The organism is Neisseria sp. N95_16, from assembly GCF_002551535.2.
GTDB lineage: Bacteria > Pseudomonadota > Gammaproteobacteria > Burkholderiales > Neisseriaceae > Neisseria > Neisseria brasiliensis.
In genome coordinates this window covers 1-17,188 of the sequence record NZ_PDBT02000016.1, presented here as the reverse complement: position 1 = coordinate 17,188, position 17,188 = coordinate 1, and the positions used below count along the sequence as shown (strand labels likewise).

Annotated in this window: 25 protein-coding genes and 1 tRNA gene; 24 read left to right on the top strand and 2 right to left on the bottom strand. The window is 51.6% G+C overall.

The window, feature by feature from the left end; all coding sequences use genetic code 11:
* The first annotated feature begins 70 nt into the window (after positions 1 to 70).
* From yaaA to CRG49_RS13490, 4 genes are all read left to right on the top strand, one after another.
* On the top strand, positions 71 to 850 hold the full coding sequence (yaaA, locus tag CRG49_RS04110; RefSeq protein ID WP_095501817.1) for a peroxide stress protein YaaA: 780 nt from the start codon (positions 71 to 73) through the stop codon (positions 848 to 850).
* 81 nt (positions 851 to 931) lie between these two features.
* Positions 932 to 1,022, top strand: a tRNA-Ser gene (locus CRG49_RS04105).
* Between the two features lie 185 nt (positions 1,023 to 1,207).
* Positions 1,208 to 1,855 carry an integrase arm-type DNA-binding domain-containing protein gene (locus CRG49_RS13495; RefSeq protein WP_229436880.1) on the top strand — a complete coding sequence of 216 codons (648 nt, stop codon included), beginning with the start codon at positions 1,208 to 1,210 and terminating at the stop codon, positions 1,853 to 1,855.
* A gap of 17 nt (positions 1,856 to 1,872) precedes the next feature.
* Positions 1,873 to 2,415: a site-specific integrase gene (locus CRG49_RS13490; RefSeq protein ID WP_229436882.1), complete on the top strand. Its 543-nt coding sequence runs from the start codon at positions 1,873 to 1,875 to the stop codon at positions 2,413 to 2,415.
* Positions 2,416 to 2,722: 307 nt separating this feature from the next.
* Here CRG49_RS13490 and CRG49_RS04095 read toward each other — a convergent pair whose 3' ends face one another.
* Both CRG49_RS04095 and CRG49_RS04090 read right to left on the bottom strand, forming a co-directional pair.
* Entirely contained in the window at positions 2,723 to 3,718 is a 996-nt protein-coding gene (locus CRG49_RS04095; protein ID WP_095501818.1) for a phage portal protein, read from the bottom strand.
* Between the two features lie 11 nt (positions 3,719 to 3,729).
* Positions 3,730 to 5,559 (bottom strand): terminase large subunit domain-containing protein, encoded by a 1,830-nt coding sequence (locus CRG49_RS04090; RefSeq protein ID WP_095501819.1) that lies wholly within the window; start codon positions 5,557 to 5,559, stop codon positions 3,730 to 3,732.
* 160 nt (positions 5,560 to 5,719) lie between these two features.
* On the opposite strand from CRG49_RS04090, the gene CRG49_RS04085 reads away from it, so the two are divergent.
* The 20 genes from CRG49_RS04085 to CRG49_RS03995 all read left to right on the top strand — a co-directional run.
* A complete protein-coding gene (locus CRG49_RS04085) occupies positions 5,720 to 6,514 on the top strand; it encodes a GPO family capsid scaffolding protein (protein WP_095501837.1) in 795 nt (264 codons plus the stop codon).
* A 10-nt stretch (positions 6,515 to 6,524) separates the two neighbouring features.
* Positions 6,525 to 7,529, top strand: coding sequence for a phage major capsid protein, P2 family (locus tag CRG49_RS04080; protein WP_095501820.1), 1,005 nt, complete (start codon positions 6,525 to 6,527; stop codon positions 7,527 to 7,529).
* Between the two features lie 52 nt (positions 7,530 to 7,581).
* On the top strand, positions 7,582 to 8,241 hold the full coding sequence (gene gpM / locus CRG49_RS04075; protein ID WP_095501821.1) for a phage terminase small subunit: 660 nt from the start codon (positions 7,582 to 7,584) through the stop codon (positions 8,239 to 8,241).
* 119 nt (positions 8,242 to 8,360) lie between these two features.
* Entirely contained in the window at positions 8,361 to 8,846 is a 486-nt protein-coding gene (locus CRG49_RS04070; protein ID WP_095501822.1) for a head completion/stabilization protein, read from the top strand.
* An 11-nt stretch (positions 8,847 to 8,857) separates the two neighbouring features.
* Positions 8,858 to 9,076: a tail protein X gene (locus tag CRG49_RS04065; RefSeq protein WP_095501823.1), complete on the top strand. Its 219-nt coding sequence runs from the start codon at positions 8,858 to 8,860 to the stop codon at positions 9,074 to 9,076.
* 4 nt (positions 9,077 to 9,080) lie between these two features.
* The gene (locus CRG49_RS04060) at positions 9,081 to 9,479 is read left to right on the top strand and encodes a putative holin (protein ID WP_095501824.1); all 399 of its coding nucleotides are present in this window, start codon (positions 9,081 to 9,083) and stop codon (positions 9,477 to 9,479) included.
* Positions 9,472 to 9,843: a phage holin family protein gene (locus CRG49_RS04055; protein WP_195690051.1), complete on the top strand. Its 372-nt coding sequence runs from the start codon at positions 9,472 to 9,474 to the stop codon at positions 9,841 to 9,843. The genes CRG49_RS04060 and CRG49_RS04055 overlap by 8 nt, the downstream gene beginning before the upstream one ends.
* A gap of 9 nt (positions 9,844 to 9,852) precedes the next feature.
* Positions 9,853 to 10,335: a lysozyme gene (locus CRG49_RS04050; RefSeq protein ID WP_095501825.1), complete on the top strand. Its 483-nt coding sequence runs from the start codon at positions 9,853 to 9,855 to the stop codon at positions 10,333 to 10,335.
* Between the two features lie 65 nt (positions 10,336 to 10,400).
* Positions 10,401 to 10,715, top strand: coding sequence for a hypothetical protein (locus CRG49_RS13100; protein WP_154143186.1), 315 nt, complete (start codon positions 10,401 to 10,403; stop codon positions 10,713 to 10,715).
* A gap of 11 nt (positions 10,716 to 10,726) precedes the next feature.
* Positions 10,727 to 10,960 (top strand): Rz1-like lysis system protein LysC, encoded by a 234-nt coding sequence (gene lysC / locus CRG49_RS04040; protein ID WP_095501827.1) that lies wholly within the window; start codon positions 10,727 to 10,729, stop codon positions 10,958 to 10,960.
* A gap of 20 nt (positions 10,961 to 10,980) precedes the next feature.
* A complete protein-coding gene (locus CRG49_RS04035) occupies positions 10,981 to 11,205 on the top strand; it encodes a TraR/DksA family transcriptional regulator (protein WP_095501828.1) in 225 nt (74 codons plus the stop codon).
* The gene (locus tag CRG49_RS04030) at positions 11,180 to 11,653 is read left to right on the top strand and encodes a phage tail protein (RefSeq protein ID WP_095501829.1); all 474 of its coding nucleotides are present in this window, start codon (positions 11,180 to 11,182) and stop codon (positions 11,651 to 11,653) included. The genes CRG49_RS04035 and CRG49_RS04030 overlap by 26 nt, the downstream gene beginning before the upstream one ends.
* A 1-nt stretch (position 11,654) precedes the next feature.
* The gene (locus CRG49_RS04025) at positions 11,655 to 12,311 is read left to right on the top strand and encodes a phage virion morphogenesis protein (RefSeq protein ID WP_095501830.1); all 657 of its coding nucleotides are present in this window, start codon (positions 11,655 to 11,657) and stop codon (positions 12,309 to 12,311) included.
* Positions 12,312 to 12,314: 3 nt separating this feature from the next.
* Positions 12,315 to 13,118 carry a phosphoadenosine phosphosulfate reductase family protein gene (locus CRG49_RS04020; RefSeq protein ID WP_095501831.1) on the top strand — a complete coding sequence of 268 codons (804 nt, stop codon included), beginning with the start codon at positions 12,315 to 12,317 and terminating at the stop codon, positions 13,116 to 13,118.
* A 145-nt stretch (positions 13,119 to 13,263) separates the two neighbouring features.
* Entirely contained in the window at positions 13,264 to 13,518 is a 255-nt protein-coding gene (locus CRG49_RS13095; RefSeq protein WP_154143187.1) for a hypothetical protein, read from the top strand.
* A 12-nt stretch (positions 13,519 to 13,530) separates the two neighbouring features.
* On the top strand, positions 13,531 to 14,142 hold the full coding sequence (locus tag CRG49_RS04015) for a phage baseplate assembly protein V (RefSeq protein ID WP_095501832.1): 612 nt from the start codon (positions 13,531 to 13,533) through the stop codon (positions 14,140 to 14,142).
* Positions 14,139 to 14,474 carry a GPW/gp25 family protein gene (locus CRG49_RS04010; protein ID WP_095501833.1) on the top strand — a complete coding sequence of 112 codons (336 nt, stop codon included), beginning with the start codon at positions 14,139 to 14,141 and terminating at the stop codon, positions 14,472 to 14,474. The genes CRG49_RS04015 and CRG49_RS04010 overlap by 4 nt, the downstream gene beginning before the upstream one ends.
* A 2-nt stretch (positions 14,475 to 14,476) precedes the next feature.
* Positions 14,477 to 15,379 (top strand): baseplate J/gp47 family protein, encoded by a 903-nt coding sequence (locus tag CRG49_RS04005; protein ID WP_095501834.1) that lies wholly within the window; start codon positions 14,477 to 14,479, stop codon positions 15,377 to 15,379.
* On the top strand, positions 15,372 to 15,962 hold the full coding sequence (locus tag CRG49_RS04000; RefSeq protein ID WP_095501835.1) for a phage tail protein I: 591 nt from the start codon (positions 15,372 to 15,374) through the stop codon (positions 15,960 to 15,962). Before CRG49_RS04005 ends, CRG49_RS04000 begins: the two co-directional genes overlap by 8 nt.
* A 58-nt stretch (positions 15,963 to 16,020) precedes the next feature.
* Positions 16,021 to 17,188: tail fiber protein (locus CRG49_RS03995; RefSeq protein ID WP_198515145.1), on the top strand; the 1,168-nt coding region annotated here is incomplete at its 3' end.

Here is a 17,188-nt window from a genome sequence, read left to right as displayed (position 1 = left end):
CGATTCTTGCCGTGTTTATCATTTAAAACTAAAATCAATCCATTCATCTTAATCACGATACGAGGCGACTATGTTTTTTGTCTTATCTCCGGCGAAAAATCTCAACGAAAAAGATTCCGCCCCCATTCAAGAATTTACCCAGCCTGATTTGCTGCAAGAATCTGAAATCCTGATGCGCGAATTGCGCCAACTTGCGCCACAGCAAATTGCCGAGCTGATGCACGTTTCCGACAAAATCGCCCTCCTCAACGCCGAGCGCAATGCCGCATGGCACACGCCGTTTACCCCTGAAAATGCCAAGCAGGCGGTTTATATGTTTAACGGTGATGTGTACGAAGGCATTGATGCCGAATCGCTCAATCCAGCACAAATCCAATACCTGCAACAACATGTGCGCTTATTGTCGGGCCTTTACGGCTTGCTGCGCCCGCTGGATTTAATGCAGCCCTACCGCTTGGAAATGGGCACAGCATTTGCCAATTCGCGCGGTAAAAATCTGTATGAATTCTGGGGCGACCGCATCACCGACCTCCTGAATGAAACCCTTGCCGCCAACGGCAGCGAAGTGTTGATCAACTTAGCTTCGCAAGAATATTTCAAATCGGTAAACACCAAAAAACTCAAGGCTAAGTTGATTACACCGGTGTTTAAAGACGAGAAAAACGGCCAATACAAAATCATCAGCTTCTATGCCAAACGCGCGCGCGGTTTGATGGTGCGCTACGCCGCCAAACACGGCATTACCGAGTCGCAAGATTTGCAAAATTTTGATTACGAAGGCTATGAATTCAACGCCGCTGCTTCAAATGATAAAGAGTGGGTATTTTTACGAAAAGAACAAACCAAGTAAAAACAAAAAACTAAGCCTGAATGCGTAAATTTTACTTGGCAAACAGGCAAGTTTTCATTACTATATCGTCTTCAAGAAAACGGAAGCGTGGCAGAGCGGTTTAATGCAACGGTCTTGAAAACCGTCGAGGGTTGATAGCCCTCCGTGAGTTCGAATCTCACCGCTTCCGCCAAGATTATTTTTAAAAGATTTACAATGCTTTTAAAACGGATAAAATCCCCGTAAATATCAAATATTTGCGGGGATTTTTATTTATTTTAGATTTAAACGCTTTTAAACGCGTTTAAATCTTTTTTATTTTTATGTGTTATTTTATTTGTTATCGAATCGATTTTTGATAACAAGGGGCGAAAAAAAATGCCGAAAATTGTAACACCGCTAACCCTTGCGCAGGTCAAAGCGGCTCGCGCGAAAGACAAAGTTTATAAGCTGCCGGATGGCGGCGGGCTTGCGCTTTGGGTTTTGCCATCGGGCAAAAAATCGTGGCGAATACAATTCAAACGGCCTGATGATGGCCGCGCGGATACGTTGACGTTGGGGATGTTCCCGAAGTTTGGGCTGGCCGATGCGCGGACGTGGCGCGAGGAGGTTTTGCGGAAAATTGCCGCCGGTGAAAACCCTAAACTAACATCGGAGGATGTGGCCGCACGGTATCGATTTGAAAATTGCATGGTCGATTGGTTTGAGCGATGGGCGCGTGGTGGCGGAAAGATGGGTAAAGGGAAGTCGGAAAAATACGCGCGGCAAATATTGGCGGCTTTGGAAATAAATGTTTTGCCTGTTTTTAAAGGCCGAGATATTCGGAAAATCAAAACCGCCGACGTGGTCGATGTGCTGCGAAAAATGGAAGAGCGCGGTGTGCTGGAGTATTTGCGCCGCGTGAAAAGTAGCCTGAATTTGATGTTTGACTATTTTGTCGCAAGCGGCACGATTGAAACAAATCCTGTATCAATTATCGGCCGCCAAGTTTTGACCGTGCGCCATCTCGGCATTTTGCCGCGCTGAAACCCGAAGATTTACCGATGTTGATTGAAAAAATTGAAACAACAGAAGGGATTGGCGAGCGCGCAAGATTGTTGATTTATTGGCAATTATTGAGTATGACAAGGCCGTCTGAAGCGGCGGGCACGATGTTGGCTGAAATTGATTTGAGCCGAAAAGTTTGGGAAATCCCTCTTGCGCGCATGAAAACGCGCCCGCATGTGGTGCCGCTATCGAGTGCCTTACTGCAAATTTATCAAGAGGCCATAAAGCTAAATGTGGCCGGTATTTATTTGTTTGAGGGGCGCGGCTACGTTAAGGCAATCGACCGTGAAACCGTGCGGCTGAAATTGCGCAGCAAAATGAAAATCGAAACAACCGCCCACGGCTTACGCAGCTTGGCGCGCACATATTTGCGCGAGGTGCATAAGATCCAGCGTGATGTTGGCGAATTGCTTTTGTCTCATGGTGTTGGCGACAAGACAGAGTGGGCGTATGACCGGTCAGAATTATTGGATGAGCGGCGCGAAGCGTTGGAATTGTGGGGGCAAGACGTGATGGCACTACGCCAAAAATACCGATAAAAATAACAATTCAAGGCCGTCTGAAAAGCATATTTCAGACGGCCTTTTTATGGCTTGCATAATTAAGCATGAAAATGCCAATTTTTGAATAAAAACGCATAAAAAAACCAACATCAAAACCGCCGCAAAACCCTATAAAATATAAGGCCTCGGCGGTTGTCAAAAAACGCATAAAAAATGCCACCCACACTAAGCCCGCGGGCGTGGAGGGGGAGCGCGCGCCGTGGCACTTGGCGGCGATGGGCGCAAAAAAAATCCGCCTGAAAAAATCAGGCGGATTTGGGAGGGCGATTGGGCGTTGGAAACGCTATTTGTTAGCCGAAACGGCCAGCGAATACGGCTTAAACTTAAACACCTCTGCGCCCAGTTGCTCATTGGCCTCAAGAAAGGCCGTCTGAATCGGCTCAATCTCATTGGCCGCGAATACCTCCGCTGCCGTGCGCGCGTCACCCAAACCACCGGCCGCTTGTGGAACCACGCCCATCAGCGCAGGCGGCACGCGGTGAATTGTCAGCATGTCTTGCGCGGTTGTATTTTTGATATTGATAAACTCATCTTTGGCGGCAACTTCAGAAATCGGAATCAGTTTAATACCGTCCTGCCCGCCGTTTGGTGAGCGTAAGAAAACATTTTTAAAATTGCCCTCTCGCTGCGCCTGTTTGAATTGCTGTTTGAGGTTTGCCCAGTCCTCCTCATTAAGGTTGTTGTCGGTGGCATAAACAATAAAACCCGCGTGGCTGCCGTTGTCATAGTAGCGGCGGCGGAATGTGGTCGCCGAGCGGTTAAGCTCCGCCGAACTCATGCCCGACAAATAATCCGGCACCCCGTAAACCTCTTGCGACAAATCAGGCTGAATCAAATGCACTACATCACCCGCCGGAATAAAATCATCATCACAAACCACATGGCGGCGCATGTAGTAGTAGCCCTCTTTATGAGAGGCTCGGCGCATATAAAGCCCCAAGCGGTTTTTAAGTTTAAGCGGCTGGCCAAGGCGGTTGCGCTCAACCTGCAAATAGCCGTTGCCCAACACTAAAAAACCGAAAGCCAATTTTTTAAACTCCGCTCGGCTCAGCCATTTGGTAGGCTCAAACGTCGCCGTCAACACGTTAAGCTTACATTGCAACGCGCTCGCGTGATGGATACCAGCGCGAAGCAGCGCCACCAAATCATTTAAATTAATCGGCGGCTCATAATATTTCCCGTTGTCCACACACTCCCACAAATCAGACAACCAATTAACCCGCTCATCCGTGCCCCAAGAAAACACCTCAACATCAGTTTTTTTAGTCTCAATACTCATGATTTAAATCCTTAACTATCAATCTCAACGCGGCCATGCGCCACGCCGTCTAAAGGCTCCTGATAAAACAACATCATCGCCGCCCATGCCAAATCACCGTGGCTCGCCTCTTTTGTGCGCGCCGTCTCATAAGTCATATGTCGACCGCTCGCCGTCATCGTGCGCCGCACCGATAAAAACGCCATCTGCATATCGATGTCGCCGCCGTCCCATTCAACGCGCCGATTTTTAAGCAGGTTAAGCATTTTTAGCACCATCAAGCCCTTAATCTCCGGCGTGTAAGTCATGCAAATCACGCCCGGAAAAAACTTTTTAACCAAATCGGCAACGGCCACACCAATCCCGTTAGAATCAATCACAATCTTTTGCACGTTGTAAACGCTCAAAAGATTGCGAATAAACGCCGCTTGGCTCTCGAAATCCGCGCCTTGCAGCAAAGTTTTTTGAACCACGCAAAACTTATCACGACCACGCACCGGCGCAGTGGCCACTACCAAGCCCGCCGCATCGCCCGTGTGTGACGGGTCATAGCCAATCCACACCGGCGCATCACCGCAAGGCTTAGGCGCAAACGATTTATACCAATCCGCCCACGCGTCCCAAGAGTCCACACCACACTTTTGCAATTCCGCAAAATCAAACACGCCGTCTTTAGCCGCCACAAATTCGCACTCAAACAACTGGCGAAATTCGTGCGGCGGGTATTCGCGCCGCAAATCATCAATGTTGAAAAGATGGCAGCCATCCGTCAGCGCGTCATGAATCGTCACCACATGGCGAAACTGACCATCAGGATCCAAACGGCCATGCTTTAAAGCAGCAGGGGAAACATCAAGCGAAATATGCTCATTTTTCGGTCGGTTTTTGTTGTAAAATTCGCCCGACCAAAACGTATAAGCCGGATGAGCCTCATAAGACGGCGTTGAAAAATAAGTCGTTTTCAGATGGGCTTGCGAAGCCATCGGCGAGGCCAATTTGCGCAGATTCTCAAAGTCCTCAATCCAGAAATACTCATCCACATACAAATTACCGTTTCGACCTTGCGCCGTGCGGCTGTTGGTACCCAAAAAATAAAGCTCCGCACCGTTGTGGAGCTGAATTACATCCCCGCCCTTAAGCTCCGCATCAACCATCGCCGCCAAATCCAAAATATAGCGGCGAAAATAATAGGCTTGCGCCCGAGAAGCCGACAAAAAGATGGAATTAATCCCCGTTTTAAGCGAATTTAAAAACGCCTCGCGCGCAAAATAAAAAGTCGCACCGATTTGGCGGCTCTTCAGCAAATTGCGGAAACGGCGTTTTCCATATTGCTGATTCCAAAAACGCTGATAACCAAAACTTTGCTCAATAAAAATTTCCTCCATCCGCTTGATTTGGTCGGGATGGAGAAAATTCTTATGCGGCTTTCCTGCCGGTCGCTCTTTCGCATCTCGACCGCGCTCCGCCCGCTCGCGCGGCGGATTGTCGATGGTCGGGATATTGTCGGTCAAATCCGCAATAAACTTTTCCGCGCTCGGTTTTGCCGCCGATTTTTCAGACGGCATTTTTTCCGCCGCCCCCTGAATCAAGCCCGAAAGCTGGCGAATTTCCTTGTAGTCGCCATCTGATTTTTTCGGCAGATGAATCAACTGAATCAAGCGCGCCTCTACCGAAGCCGCCACCCGCTGAATTGGTGAGCCGCCGTCCCAGTTTTCGCGCTGTTTCCAGCTGTGCACCGTGGCGGGCTTAATCCCCAAATGACGGCCAATCGCCGAAATGCGCCAGCCCTGCCAATACAGGCTGCGCGCCACCGTGCGCGGGTCAATATTCGCCGCAATCTCTACTTGGTTTCGTTTTTCCATTTTGCTGCTGATTTTTTTAACATTTCAGCATTTTCAGGCCGTCTGAAAGCCCGCGCATTGCCGCACAAACCTAAAAATCACACCCAATCCCGCCCCTGATTGAATCAGCCAAAGAAAACAGCAAAATAAGCTTGTTCTAATCAATTTTTTGCGCAAAAAAATGAAAATCCAAGAAAAATGGTTTTGCATCGGCCAATCCGGCGCGACCGTCGACGGCCGCCAAATCGAACCGCAAATGCTGACGCAAGCCGCAGAATCCTACAATCCCGACACCTACACCGCCGTTTTAAATGTTGAGCATTACCGCCCATTTTTCCCAAAAAGCGAAATGAGCGGCTTAGGCAGCGTGTTGGAACTCAAAGCCGAAACCGCCGACGGCGTGACCAAACTTTACGCCCGCATCGACCCAACCGAAAAAACCATCCAAATGATGAAAGACCGCGAAAAAGTCTTTACCTCAATGGAATTACAAAAAAACTTTGCCGAGACCGGCAAAACCTATCTGGTCGGCCTTGCCCTGACCGACAGCCCCGCAGCGCTCGGCACCTCAATGCTTAAATTTTCCCTTGCTGCCGACCGCGATCAAATCTTATCCAGCTACACCGAAATGGCCGAAAAAATGTCTGAAAAAAAATTAACCTTGTGGGCAGCCTTGCACGCCGCCCTGTTTGCCAAAAACGAAACCCCTCAGCCCGAGCAACCGGCCACACCGGCAACCGAAACCAAGCCCGAAACCCCTCAGCCCGAGCAGCAAGACTTTACCGCGTTGAACAAGCAGCTTGAGCAAGCCGCCGAAGTGGTCAGCCAATTGGTTGACGACAATAAAAAATCCGCTGAAGCCTTTGCCAAATTGCAGCAAGAATTTGCCGCGTTTAAAGCCGAAATCGAGCAAACACCGGTCAATGCCCAAGCCCCACACTTAGGCGGCACGGTTGTCGAAACCTCTGAATTTTAAGGAAAACAAGATGCACGCTCATATTCAAAAATACATCGCCGCCGTCGCCAAAGCCAACGGCGTGGCAAACCCAGCCGAAAACTTCAGCGTCAGCCCTTCCGTGTCTCAAAAAATGCGCGAAAAAGTGCGCGAAAGCTCCGCATTTTTGAAACAAATCAACATCGTGCAGAAAAAAGATATTGCCGGTGAAATCATTGGTATTGGTGCCGGTTTGAATGCCAGCCGCACCAAAACCGACCCGAAAGGCGAAACCGTGGCGCGTAAACCAAAAGCCGTCCACACCAAGACAGGCCGCGAATACCGCTGCGAAAAAGTCAATTTTGACACCATGATCACTTATGAGGATATGGATAACTGGTCAGCGCATGATAACTATATTGAGCTGGTCAACCGTCAAATCGTCAAATCAAAAGCCTTGAGCCTCATCGCCATTGGTTTTAACGGCATCAAATCCGCCGACAATTCCAACGCCGAAGAAAATCCGCTGCTGCAAGATATTAAAAAAGGCTGGCTGCAACAATTGCGCGAAGGCAAAGCCGAAAACGTCTTGGGTTCAAGCGCCGAAGCCGTCACCGTTGGCGCGACCGGCAAATACAAAAACCTTGATGCCATCGTGGTTGACGCGTGCAACGAGCTGATCGATGACGAATTTGCCGAAATGCCGGATATGGTCGTACTGTGCCATCGCACCTTGCTGGGCGATAAATACTTTGCCGTCACCAACGCCGCCGAGCAAACCGCCACCGAGCAAGTGGCCGCACATGCCATCACCGCCAGCAAACGCTTGGGCGGCCTGACAGCCATTGCCGTGCCGTATTTTCCAAAAAATACAATGCTCATCACCCCGCTGTCGAACTTGTCGATTTATTTCCACAAGACCGGCCACCGCCGCGAGCTGATTAACGAGCCGCGCTTTGACCGCGTATCCGACTACCAGTCCGAAAACATCGACTACGTGGTCGAAGAGTTCGGCGCGGCGGCCTTGATTGAAAACATCAAAATCGCTGAAGAGTAAAACAGCCAAGGCCGTCTGAACCATTCAGACGGCCTCAATCGGAGCCAAGCCCATGACCTCACCCGCCCGCGCCCATAAGCAAGCCATTTTGGCCGCCAAGTCCGCCGAAATCGACTTGACCGCCGCCGAGCCTTACCAACGCTTGCAATACCTACTGGCGCAAGACCGCCAAATGCTCAAACAAATTAAAGGCATCCCCGATAAAATCACCGCCAAACGCCAAGCTATTGAAAAATATCGCGATTGGCTGAATCAAGTGTATGAGAGCGGCCAAGCCAATCAAGATGACGTGATTTTCACCACCGGCCTGTTGTGGCTGGTCGATATTGGCGAATTGGAAACCGCCGCGCCCCTGATTGAATTTGCCATTGCGCAAAACATGGTCGCCGCCGATGAATTTAAGCGCGACCTGAAAGACCGCCTGTTTGAAGAGATGGCCGAGCAATTGGCCAATAACGATGCCGCAGAATTGTCCGAGCAAGCCGCCAGCCGCCTGATTGAGCAAATCACCGCCATCAATCCCGATACCGGCTTGCATGAGTTGAACATCATGGACCAAATCCGCGCCAAGTTTTTAAAAGCCTGCGGCGAGCGTGTTGAGGATGCCGCCCCCGCCCGCGCCCTCGAATTGTACGAAAAGGCCGTCAGCTACAACGCCAATGTCGGCGTGAAAAAGCGCATCGAAGCCCTGAAAAAACAATTGGCCGCGTAACGTCTCCCCCCACGGAACGGCCGCCGCTGTCCTGTCTGCCATGCCGCCATTGTGCCGATTGCCAGCCCGCGACAAACGGAAAAGGCCGTTTTCTATTTCATGCCGTCTGAAAGCAAGCTATGTCACTCGTTTTTGCCGATACCGACACCCAAGGCCGCCAATCCATCGGTCAAAATGAAATCGTCAGCGCCGTCTTTTGGCCGCGCATCGACCTGTCAGAACTGCGCGATGTCATGCGGATTGACAACAACATCAATTCAAACCGCCTCTACCACACCGCCCTTGAATCAGTCGCCCACGTCAACGGGCAATTAAAAGGCTGGCGCATGGCCGCTCAGCAGCGCGGATTTACCGCCCTTGCCGATGTCGCCGAAGAAGACGACAAAATCAACGGCGAAGCCCCTCAAGTTGCCCACTACCGCCGCGCCGTCTATTGCTACACCAAAGCCCTTATGCTTGAAAAATGGGCTGACGCAGATGCCACCGGCAAAACAGGCGAGCGCGCCGAAGCCAAACAACAGCAAGCCGAAGACTACCGTCGAGAGGGGCATTTTGCCGTGGCCGCCATCATGGGGCAGCGCCGTTGTGATGCCGAGCTGATTTAAGGCCGTCTGAAATGGCAAAAATCAACACCATTACCACCAAAGAGGGCGACACCGTGGCCTCGCTCACCGCCGCCTTTTACGGCAGCTCCCGCCATGTCGTCCAAGTATTACAAGCCAATCCCGATTTGAGCCTGTATCCCGTCTTGCTCCCTGCCGGTTTAAAAGTCGTCATGCCCGCCATCGACACCCAAGCCGTCCCGACCCTCAAAACAATAAATCTGTGGGATTAAAAAAATGACTGATTCACAAATTTCCACCGCCATCAACACCGCCCTCATCATCGTCGGCAGCTATCATCTGCCCGCCAGCGTGGCTATGGGCGCAATTGTTGGCGCCAGCCTGTTTATCCTGACCCGCAAACAACACAGCATCATCAGCAAAGCGTGGCTGTTTGCCGTCTCATTTTTAAGCGGTATTTTTGGCGGCAACGGTGCCGCCGAGATTGTCAATTGGGCAATCCCCAGCGCCATCCCCCTGCACCTGAACGAGTTCACCGGCGCCGCCCTGTTTTCGGCTTTGATTGTTGTCGTCTGCACCCGCCTGATCAACCTCGCCGAAACAGGCCGCATCAGCTTTGGCCGCTTTGGTTGCAAACCCGAAGCCGCCCCAAGTAAGGAGGAAGCCAATGAGTAACATCCAATACATCGCCATCATCACGCTGGCCGCCACCGGAGCCTTGCGCGTCATGCTGTTTGACGCACGCGGCAAAACCCGCAAGCCCGTCTCAGTGTGGCTCGCTTACTTTACCGTCTTATGGCTGTTGGGCTTGGTTGTGGCCGCCGTCTTTAAATTGGCCGATGTGGCCGTTTGGCTGCTCATTTTCGGCCTTGCCCTGCATACCGGAGCCTTAATCAAAGCGCGCGGCAATTTAAGCCGCCTGCACCCCTTTGAGCATAAACCCACACCGCCGCAACCCGCGGCCCAGCCCGCGCAACCCGCGCCGAAAAAGCGCAAGAAAAAATTTAACCCGCAAGGCATTTATTACGTTAAAAAATAGGATAAAACCATGCAAACCAACCCAAATCAACACAAACACATCGACGATGCCGGTTATCAATTTATCGCTAAGTGGGAGGGCAAGCGCAATGCCGCCTACCTCGATTCAGTCCGCATCCCGACCATCGGCATTGGCTTTATCCGCTACACCATTGGCGCGCGCGCCGGTCGCCGCGTCAAGCTGGGCGATGTCTTGCTGGATTCCGAAATCCAAGCCGAATTTACCAACCAAATCAAAACCTACGAAGACGGCGTCAAAGCTGTCGTAACCGTGCCGTTAACCCAATCCCAATTTAACGCCTGCGTCAGTCTTTGTTACAACATCGGCGTGGCCGCCTTTGCCCGCTCCACCGTTGTCCGCCGCCTCAACGAGCGCAAATACCAAGCCGCATGCGCCGCCTTTGCCCTGTGGAATAAAGCCGGTGGCCGCGTCATTAAAGGCTTGAGCAACCGCCGCGCCGCCGAGCAAAAAGAGTTTTTCCGCCACGGCTAAACCCTTCCATAAATGAAAGGCCGTCTGAAAAGTTTCAGACGGCCTCAATGACAAACTGAAACACCATGAAAACCAAACTCACCCTATACGCCCTAGCCGTCGCCCTGTTGTTTGCCCTTGCCGTCTCAACCATCGCGCAAGGCCGAATCAGCGCTGCCCGTGCCGACAAAATCGACACCCTGCAAAGCCAATTGGCCGCCGCCCAAGCCGCCGAAGCCCAAAGCCGCGCCCGCGCCCAAGCCCTGCAAGCCGAAGTCGAGCGGCTCAATCAAGCCGCTGCCGCCCAAGCCGCTGCCGTGTCTGCCGCCATCGCCCGCAATCCAAGCTGGGCAAGCCAAGCCCTGCCCGCCGATGTCGCCGCCGCCCTCAATCAACCATAAGGCCGTCTGAAATGAAAGAAGCATTTTTTATTCTGCTCATGACCGTGTGGCTGCTGGTCGGCTGCGCCAAACCTGCCGCCCCTGCGCCTGCCCACTCATGCCCGCCCGTGCCACAATGCCGTGCCGAAGTCGGCGAAATCCACACCCACGCCGACTTGCTGCAAGGCTTTGTCGCGTACAAAGCCGCCTTTAACACCTGCCAAGCCTACCGCAACGCGCTCGCCGCCTGTGTCGGTCAACAATAGGCCGTCTGAAAGCCCAAGCTATGACTGATATTTTCGACCAAGCCGCCGAACTCGAAGCCCGCCAGCGCGAATACTGGCTGAAAAAGCAGCGCGAAAAAACCGAATACAGCGCCTCCGCCTACGAATGCGAAGAATGCGGCGAGCCCATCCCCGAAGCCCGCCGCCAAGCCGTAATCGGCTGTCGCTGTTGTATAGAATGCCAAGAAGAGATTGAACAATATGGAAAAACCCGCCGCGCTCCGTGAAGCCATCCAAGCCGCCCTGCCCGAATTTAAAACCGATCCCGACCGCCTGCGCATTTATGTCGACGGCGGCGAAATCGAGCCCGCGCGCGGCACCCTCAGCCACAAAACCGCCTACACCCTCAACCTGTTTGCCCAAGAAATCGCCAAAGACAAACTCACCCGCCTGAATATTGCCATCATCCATTGGCTGCAACGCAATCAGCCCGATATCCTCAATCCCGGCACCAACGGCAACAAAGCCTACACCTTTGAGGCAGAGCCGCTCACCTCCGACGTGTGGGATGTTTTAATCCAGCTCAAATTAACCGAAAACATCCTAGTCCGCATGGATGACAAAGGCCGTCTGAACATCAAAACCAAAGCCGAGCCGCAATACGACCTCGAGGACGTGTTAGGCCAATACGCCGCCGCATTGGGCGTGCCAAACGACAATCAGATAGGTGGTTAAAATGGCGTATCGTGATGCAGATAGCGAAAAGTACAGTGCCGACCCATTAAATAAATATCTTGATGATTTGGAATCGCTAATAAAAAACTTATCGGCACCTGAACGAAAAAAACTGACCGCCAAAATCGCGCGGGAAATGCAGAAGCGGAATCGGCAGAGAATCGCCGATAACGTTGACCCTCAACATATAGCCTATGCGCCGCGCGCCCATGCTTGGGATTTAAGGAGGTTGAGGGATGGAGAAAAGTTGTGGATCAGGCAGAAATTTAATTTTTTCAAAGATCAAGATTTGGAGTTAGCCTTTACCCGTCAGGCCGTCAGCCGAAACGGTAACCCTGTGATTCAGGGGCGGCATCCGGATGAACCCAGAGAGGCAACGGGGTATGTGAATGAATGGATTTATTTAAAAAAGCGCAACGGAAATAAAAAGCTAAGGATGTTTAAAAAACTTAAAGGCGGGAAATATCTTCGCTTTAAGTCAGATAGTCAGAGCGCATCTATCGGATTTTTCAGCGGATTGGCCGCAAATATCGCCTATGAGCACCATTACGGCAATAGTAGGAAAAATCTGCCGGCGCGTGAGTTGGTTGGTTTTAATACCGACGATTTAAGCTATATACATAATGAGGTTTTGGCTGCGGTTTCAAAGGGGATTTAAAAAATGACCGAAAATACAATCATCAGCTTTAGCGGCGGTCGAACCAGCGCAATGATGTTAAAAACCATCATCGACCAACACGGCGGCCGCTTGCCCGAAAATATTAAAGTCGTCTTTGCCAATACGGGCAAAGAGGCCGAAGAAACACTAAAATTTGTTGACGAATGCGCGCGACGATGGTCGGTAAGCATCATTTGGCTGGAGTGGTGCCCTGCCGAAAAAGCAAAGCACCGCTGGAAAATTACCGACTTTCAGACGGCCTCAAGAAAGGGTGAGCCGTTTGCCGGATTGATGGATTTAAGGGGCTATCCGCCCAATCCCGTTATGCGCTACTGCACCCAAGAATTAAAAATACGCCCGATTAAATACTATGCGCAGCAAGTCTTAGGCTGGAAGAATTGGCAGGTTGCCGTTGGTTTTCGCGCCGATGAGCCTCGCCGCGTTGCAAAGCTCAATAATCATCGCGACCCATTTGAGCGGATAGCCCCACTCGCCAAAATGGGCATTACCAAAGAGCAGGTGGCCGAATTTTGGCAGGCGCAAGAATTTGATTTAAATCTGCCCAATCTCAACGGCGTCACCAATCATGGCAATTGCGATTTGTGCTTTTTAAAATCAACCGCCAAGCGCATTGAGCTGATTGCCGAAAATCCGCAAGCAGCCGTATGGTGGATTGAGCAAGAGCAAAAAATCGGCCAGCCATTCCGCCGCAATGCCCCCTCCTATGCAGATTTGCAAAAAATGGCTGTCGCAGAGCAGAAAATAGCTGATGTCGATGGGCTGGCCGAATGTTTTTGTACTGATTAAACAAACTTAAATAAACCAAGCCGTCTGAAGCCTTTCAGACGGCCTTTTTTATCCTCCAAAAACCTAAAAATCACACCCAAGCCGCCAACAAATTTACACCCGCACGCGCCCGATAAATAATAGCCCTGAACTCAAAGCCATTTGAATGTTCCTTTTTGTAGATGACAGCCGGAAAGACGGCACCCCGAGCCGCCGCCTGCCGTCCCCAGTCGGCGGCTCAATCAGTATAAAGGCCACACCCATGCACGATGCCGAAATTATCCAAGTCATCACCCCGCCGCTGTTTTTCTGCGGCGTGTATTACCGCCGTGCCCTGTGCCGCTTTGACGGCGGCGTGCTGGCCTTGCGCAATATCCAATTTTCAACCCCGCGCCCAAGCCGAAGCTTGTCGCGCCGGTGATTGGGTGGTCGCATGAATCGACAATTGGAAAACCTCATTAAAGTCGGCACCGTGGCCGAAGTCGACCCGCAAACCAACCGCCTGCGCGTATCGCATGGCGGCTTGCAAACCGATTGGCTGCCCTATCTCGTCCCTGCCGCCGGTGGTGTGGCCGTGTGGCGTTTGCCATCGGTCGGTGAGATGTGTGTCGTGTTAAGCCCGAGCGGTGAAACCGAAAACGGCATAGTGCTGCTCGGCATGGCCTCAAGCCAATTTCCTGCCCCGTCAAACAGCCCAGATGAAACCGTCATGCAGTTTCCGGATGGCGCGCGCTTGGCTTACAACCACCAATCCGGCGCGCTCACCGCTACCGGCGTGAAAACCGCCAATCTGTCCGCCGCAACCTCCGTCACCATCGACACCCCGCAAACCAACATGACCGGCGCGCTGACCGTGGCCGGATTGCTGACCTATCAAGGCGGCATGAGCGGTGGCGGTGGCAGCGGCACCACCATCACCGGCAGCCTGAACCATACGGGCAGCTTTACGAATACCGGCACGATGTCAAGCAACGGCGTGGTGCTGCATAGCCACACCCACCCTGATTTGACCTCAGGCGGCAACACCGGAGAGCCAAACCCATGACCAACGCCGAAACAGGCCGCGAAATCTCGCTAAAAGCCCATATCGCCCAAAGCATCAACAATATCTTATTTACCCGCATCGGCAGCCGCATCATGCGTGAGGATTACGGCTCAATCCTGCCCGATTTAATCGATATGCCCTTGATTCCGCCGGTGGTTTTGGCCTTGCAGCAAGCCATCGTATCCGCCATCGCCGCGTGGGAGCCGCGCGTCAAAATCGAATCCGTGCGCTTTGATGCCGAAGCCGCCGCGCAAGGCCGTCTGAAAATTTGGCTGGAAACCGTCATTTTATCCAGCGGCGTGAAAGAAACTTTTGAAATTACGGATGTTTAACCATGGCTGAAATTGATTTGACTCGCCTCCCTGCCCCTGATGCTATTGAGCAATTAGATTTTGAGACAATTTTTGCGCGCAAAAAAAAACAATTAATTGAGCTGTGTCCCGACAGTATCAAACCAGCAATCGAAAAAACACTGGAGCTCGAATCAGAGCCGCTCACTATTGATTTGCAGCAGCAAGCATACAGCGAGATGCTGATCCGCCACCGCATTAACGAGGCAACTAAAGCAGGGTTTTTAGCATTGGCTACAGGTACAGATCTGGATCACATCGGTGCCGGTCGTGGCATAGCCCGAAAAATTATCCAGTCCGCCGATGAGACCCAAACACCGCCGCGCCCCGAAATTAAAGAGAGCGATGCCGAATACCGCAAACGCATACAAATGCATCACGAAAAGTTGGCCGCCGCCGGGCCCCGCGCCGCATATATCGCCCACTCGCTTGATGTCGATGATGTCGCAGACGCTAATCCGGTGCGCGCCGCCGCCGGTATCGTGTGTGTCTATATCAAAAGCTACAGCAATGACGGCATCCCCTCTGCCGCGCTGCTTAGCAAAGTTAAAAATTATCTGTCCGCCGAAGACCGCCGCCCGCTATGCGATACCGTTGAGGTTAAGGCGGCACGCGCAAAAAAAATAACCATCGAATACGAAACCGAATTTGAAGACGGGCCGGATAAAGCGCTGGTAAAAGAGCAGCAGCGGCGCGATTTAGAGGAGGTACTGGCAGACAATGCCGGATTATCCGCATCGCTGGCTCGCTCAAAAATTATAGGCGCCCTCGATACCATCGGCACAAAACGCATCAACCTCCGGCAACCGGCGGCCGATATCGTGTGCGCCGCCGACGAATTTATTCAAGTTGAATTCATCCGCGACCGAGAGGTAGTAAATGAATAGCGTGATCCCATCAAATAACACGCCCCTCCAGCACACCCTGGCCCGACTCACAGAAGACAGGATAGCCGCCTTAGATTGGCGGGTGATTTTAAACGCGCATGATCCCGCTGTGTGTCAAGCTGAATGGCTGCCATGGCTCGCGTGGGAAAACAGCATATCAGATGCCGAAGGCTGGAGGTTTGCCCAAACCGAAGAAGAAAAACGCCGCTTAATTGCCAACGATATTGAAAAACATCAAAAAAAAGGCACCCCCGCCGTTATCCGCAACCTGTTTAGAGATTTGGGTTTGGGTGAGATAGAAATAATTGAAAAAGTCGCACGTTTAAGATGGAATGGAAAAGCGGTATTTAATGGGCAATACATTTTTGGCGGGCAGCCGGAAGATTGGGCGAAATACGCCATCATTTTAAAAAGAGTGATTAGCGGCAGCCAAGCCAAATTAATACAGGCCATACTAAACGAAATCACACCAATAAGATGCGAGCTTATTTATATTGATTATCGCGCCAATTCCCTGTATTGGAATGGCGAAATTGAATTTAATGGTGATTTTACATTCGGAGCAATAAATAATAATGGGTAATTTAATCGATCAAAATTTATGGACAAACTCCGTCCGACAAATTGAGCCAGGAGATAGTGTGATTGGTGGCTTAAACGCCCCCATCAATATTTGCCTGATGGGCATTAATAACCGCACAGTTTGGCTCAAAACCGAATTGGCCAAGGCGGTCGAAAGCATTGGTCGCAATGAGTCTGCGGTCGAGGCTGCGTTAAATACCAAAGCCAACGCCAACACCACCATCACCGCAGGCAACGGCCTGACAGGCGGCGGCAATCTGTCTGCCAACCGCACCATTACCCTCGGCACCCCGTCAACCATTACCGCAACCAGCGGTAATACCGTGGCGGCCAGTTCACACAGCCATGCCATCGACAAAGCCAGCACAACCACGCCCGGTATTGTGCAGCTTAACAATACCTTAAGCAGCAGCGCAACCAACCAAGCGTTGACGGCGGCGATGGGCAAAAAACTGCAAGACGAAAAACTCGGCAACAGGGGCAATCAAACATTAGACGGCATTTTAATTTTTAACGACTACAAGCGATGGGAGAGGTGGCGCGCCACAACAAAATCAGGTTATTGGCGATTTGATATCTCCCCCGAAGGCGAGACTACGGATAACGGCATTAGATTTAACTATGTTTTCATCGGTGCCGACGGAAAAGAAAAAGGCCGTATTGCGTACAAGCAACCAAACGGCATTGAGCATGTTGCGTATCGGAGCTGGGTTGAAGAGCAAATCAATGGAGCAAACCCAACTAACCGCAATGGCATCAATCTCGACAGCCAGACCACGCCGTGCTTTTTTACTAACCCCGCCGCCTCAGCCCCATTGCCAGTCGGCGGAGACGTGGCCGGCATGGTTATCGGCTATAGAAATGACAGCACCCAAATTATCGCCTCAAATGGAAATATGTGGGTGAGAGGCAGTGATAAAAACCCCATTAGCAAGCCATCCGACTGGGGGAAATGGTCTACGATTTTAACTGACGGCCAATTATCCGATGTCGTAAACAGCTCCTCCAGTAGCACAGCGGCATCATCAAGAGCCGTCAAAACCGCCTATGACAAAGCTGTTAAGGCGGCCACCGCAACCCGCCGCAGCTACAGCCGCACCATTAACGGCACAGCATCCGGTCATACCAAACAAACCATGCGCGTCACAGGCGAGACGGTCATCAGTCCCGATGGCAGCGTTGTGCAGTATTTTCACATCAAGAATGCTAAGCCCCTTTGGTTTGGTT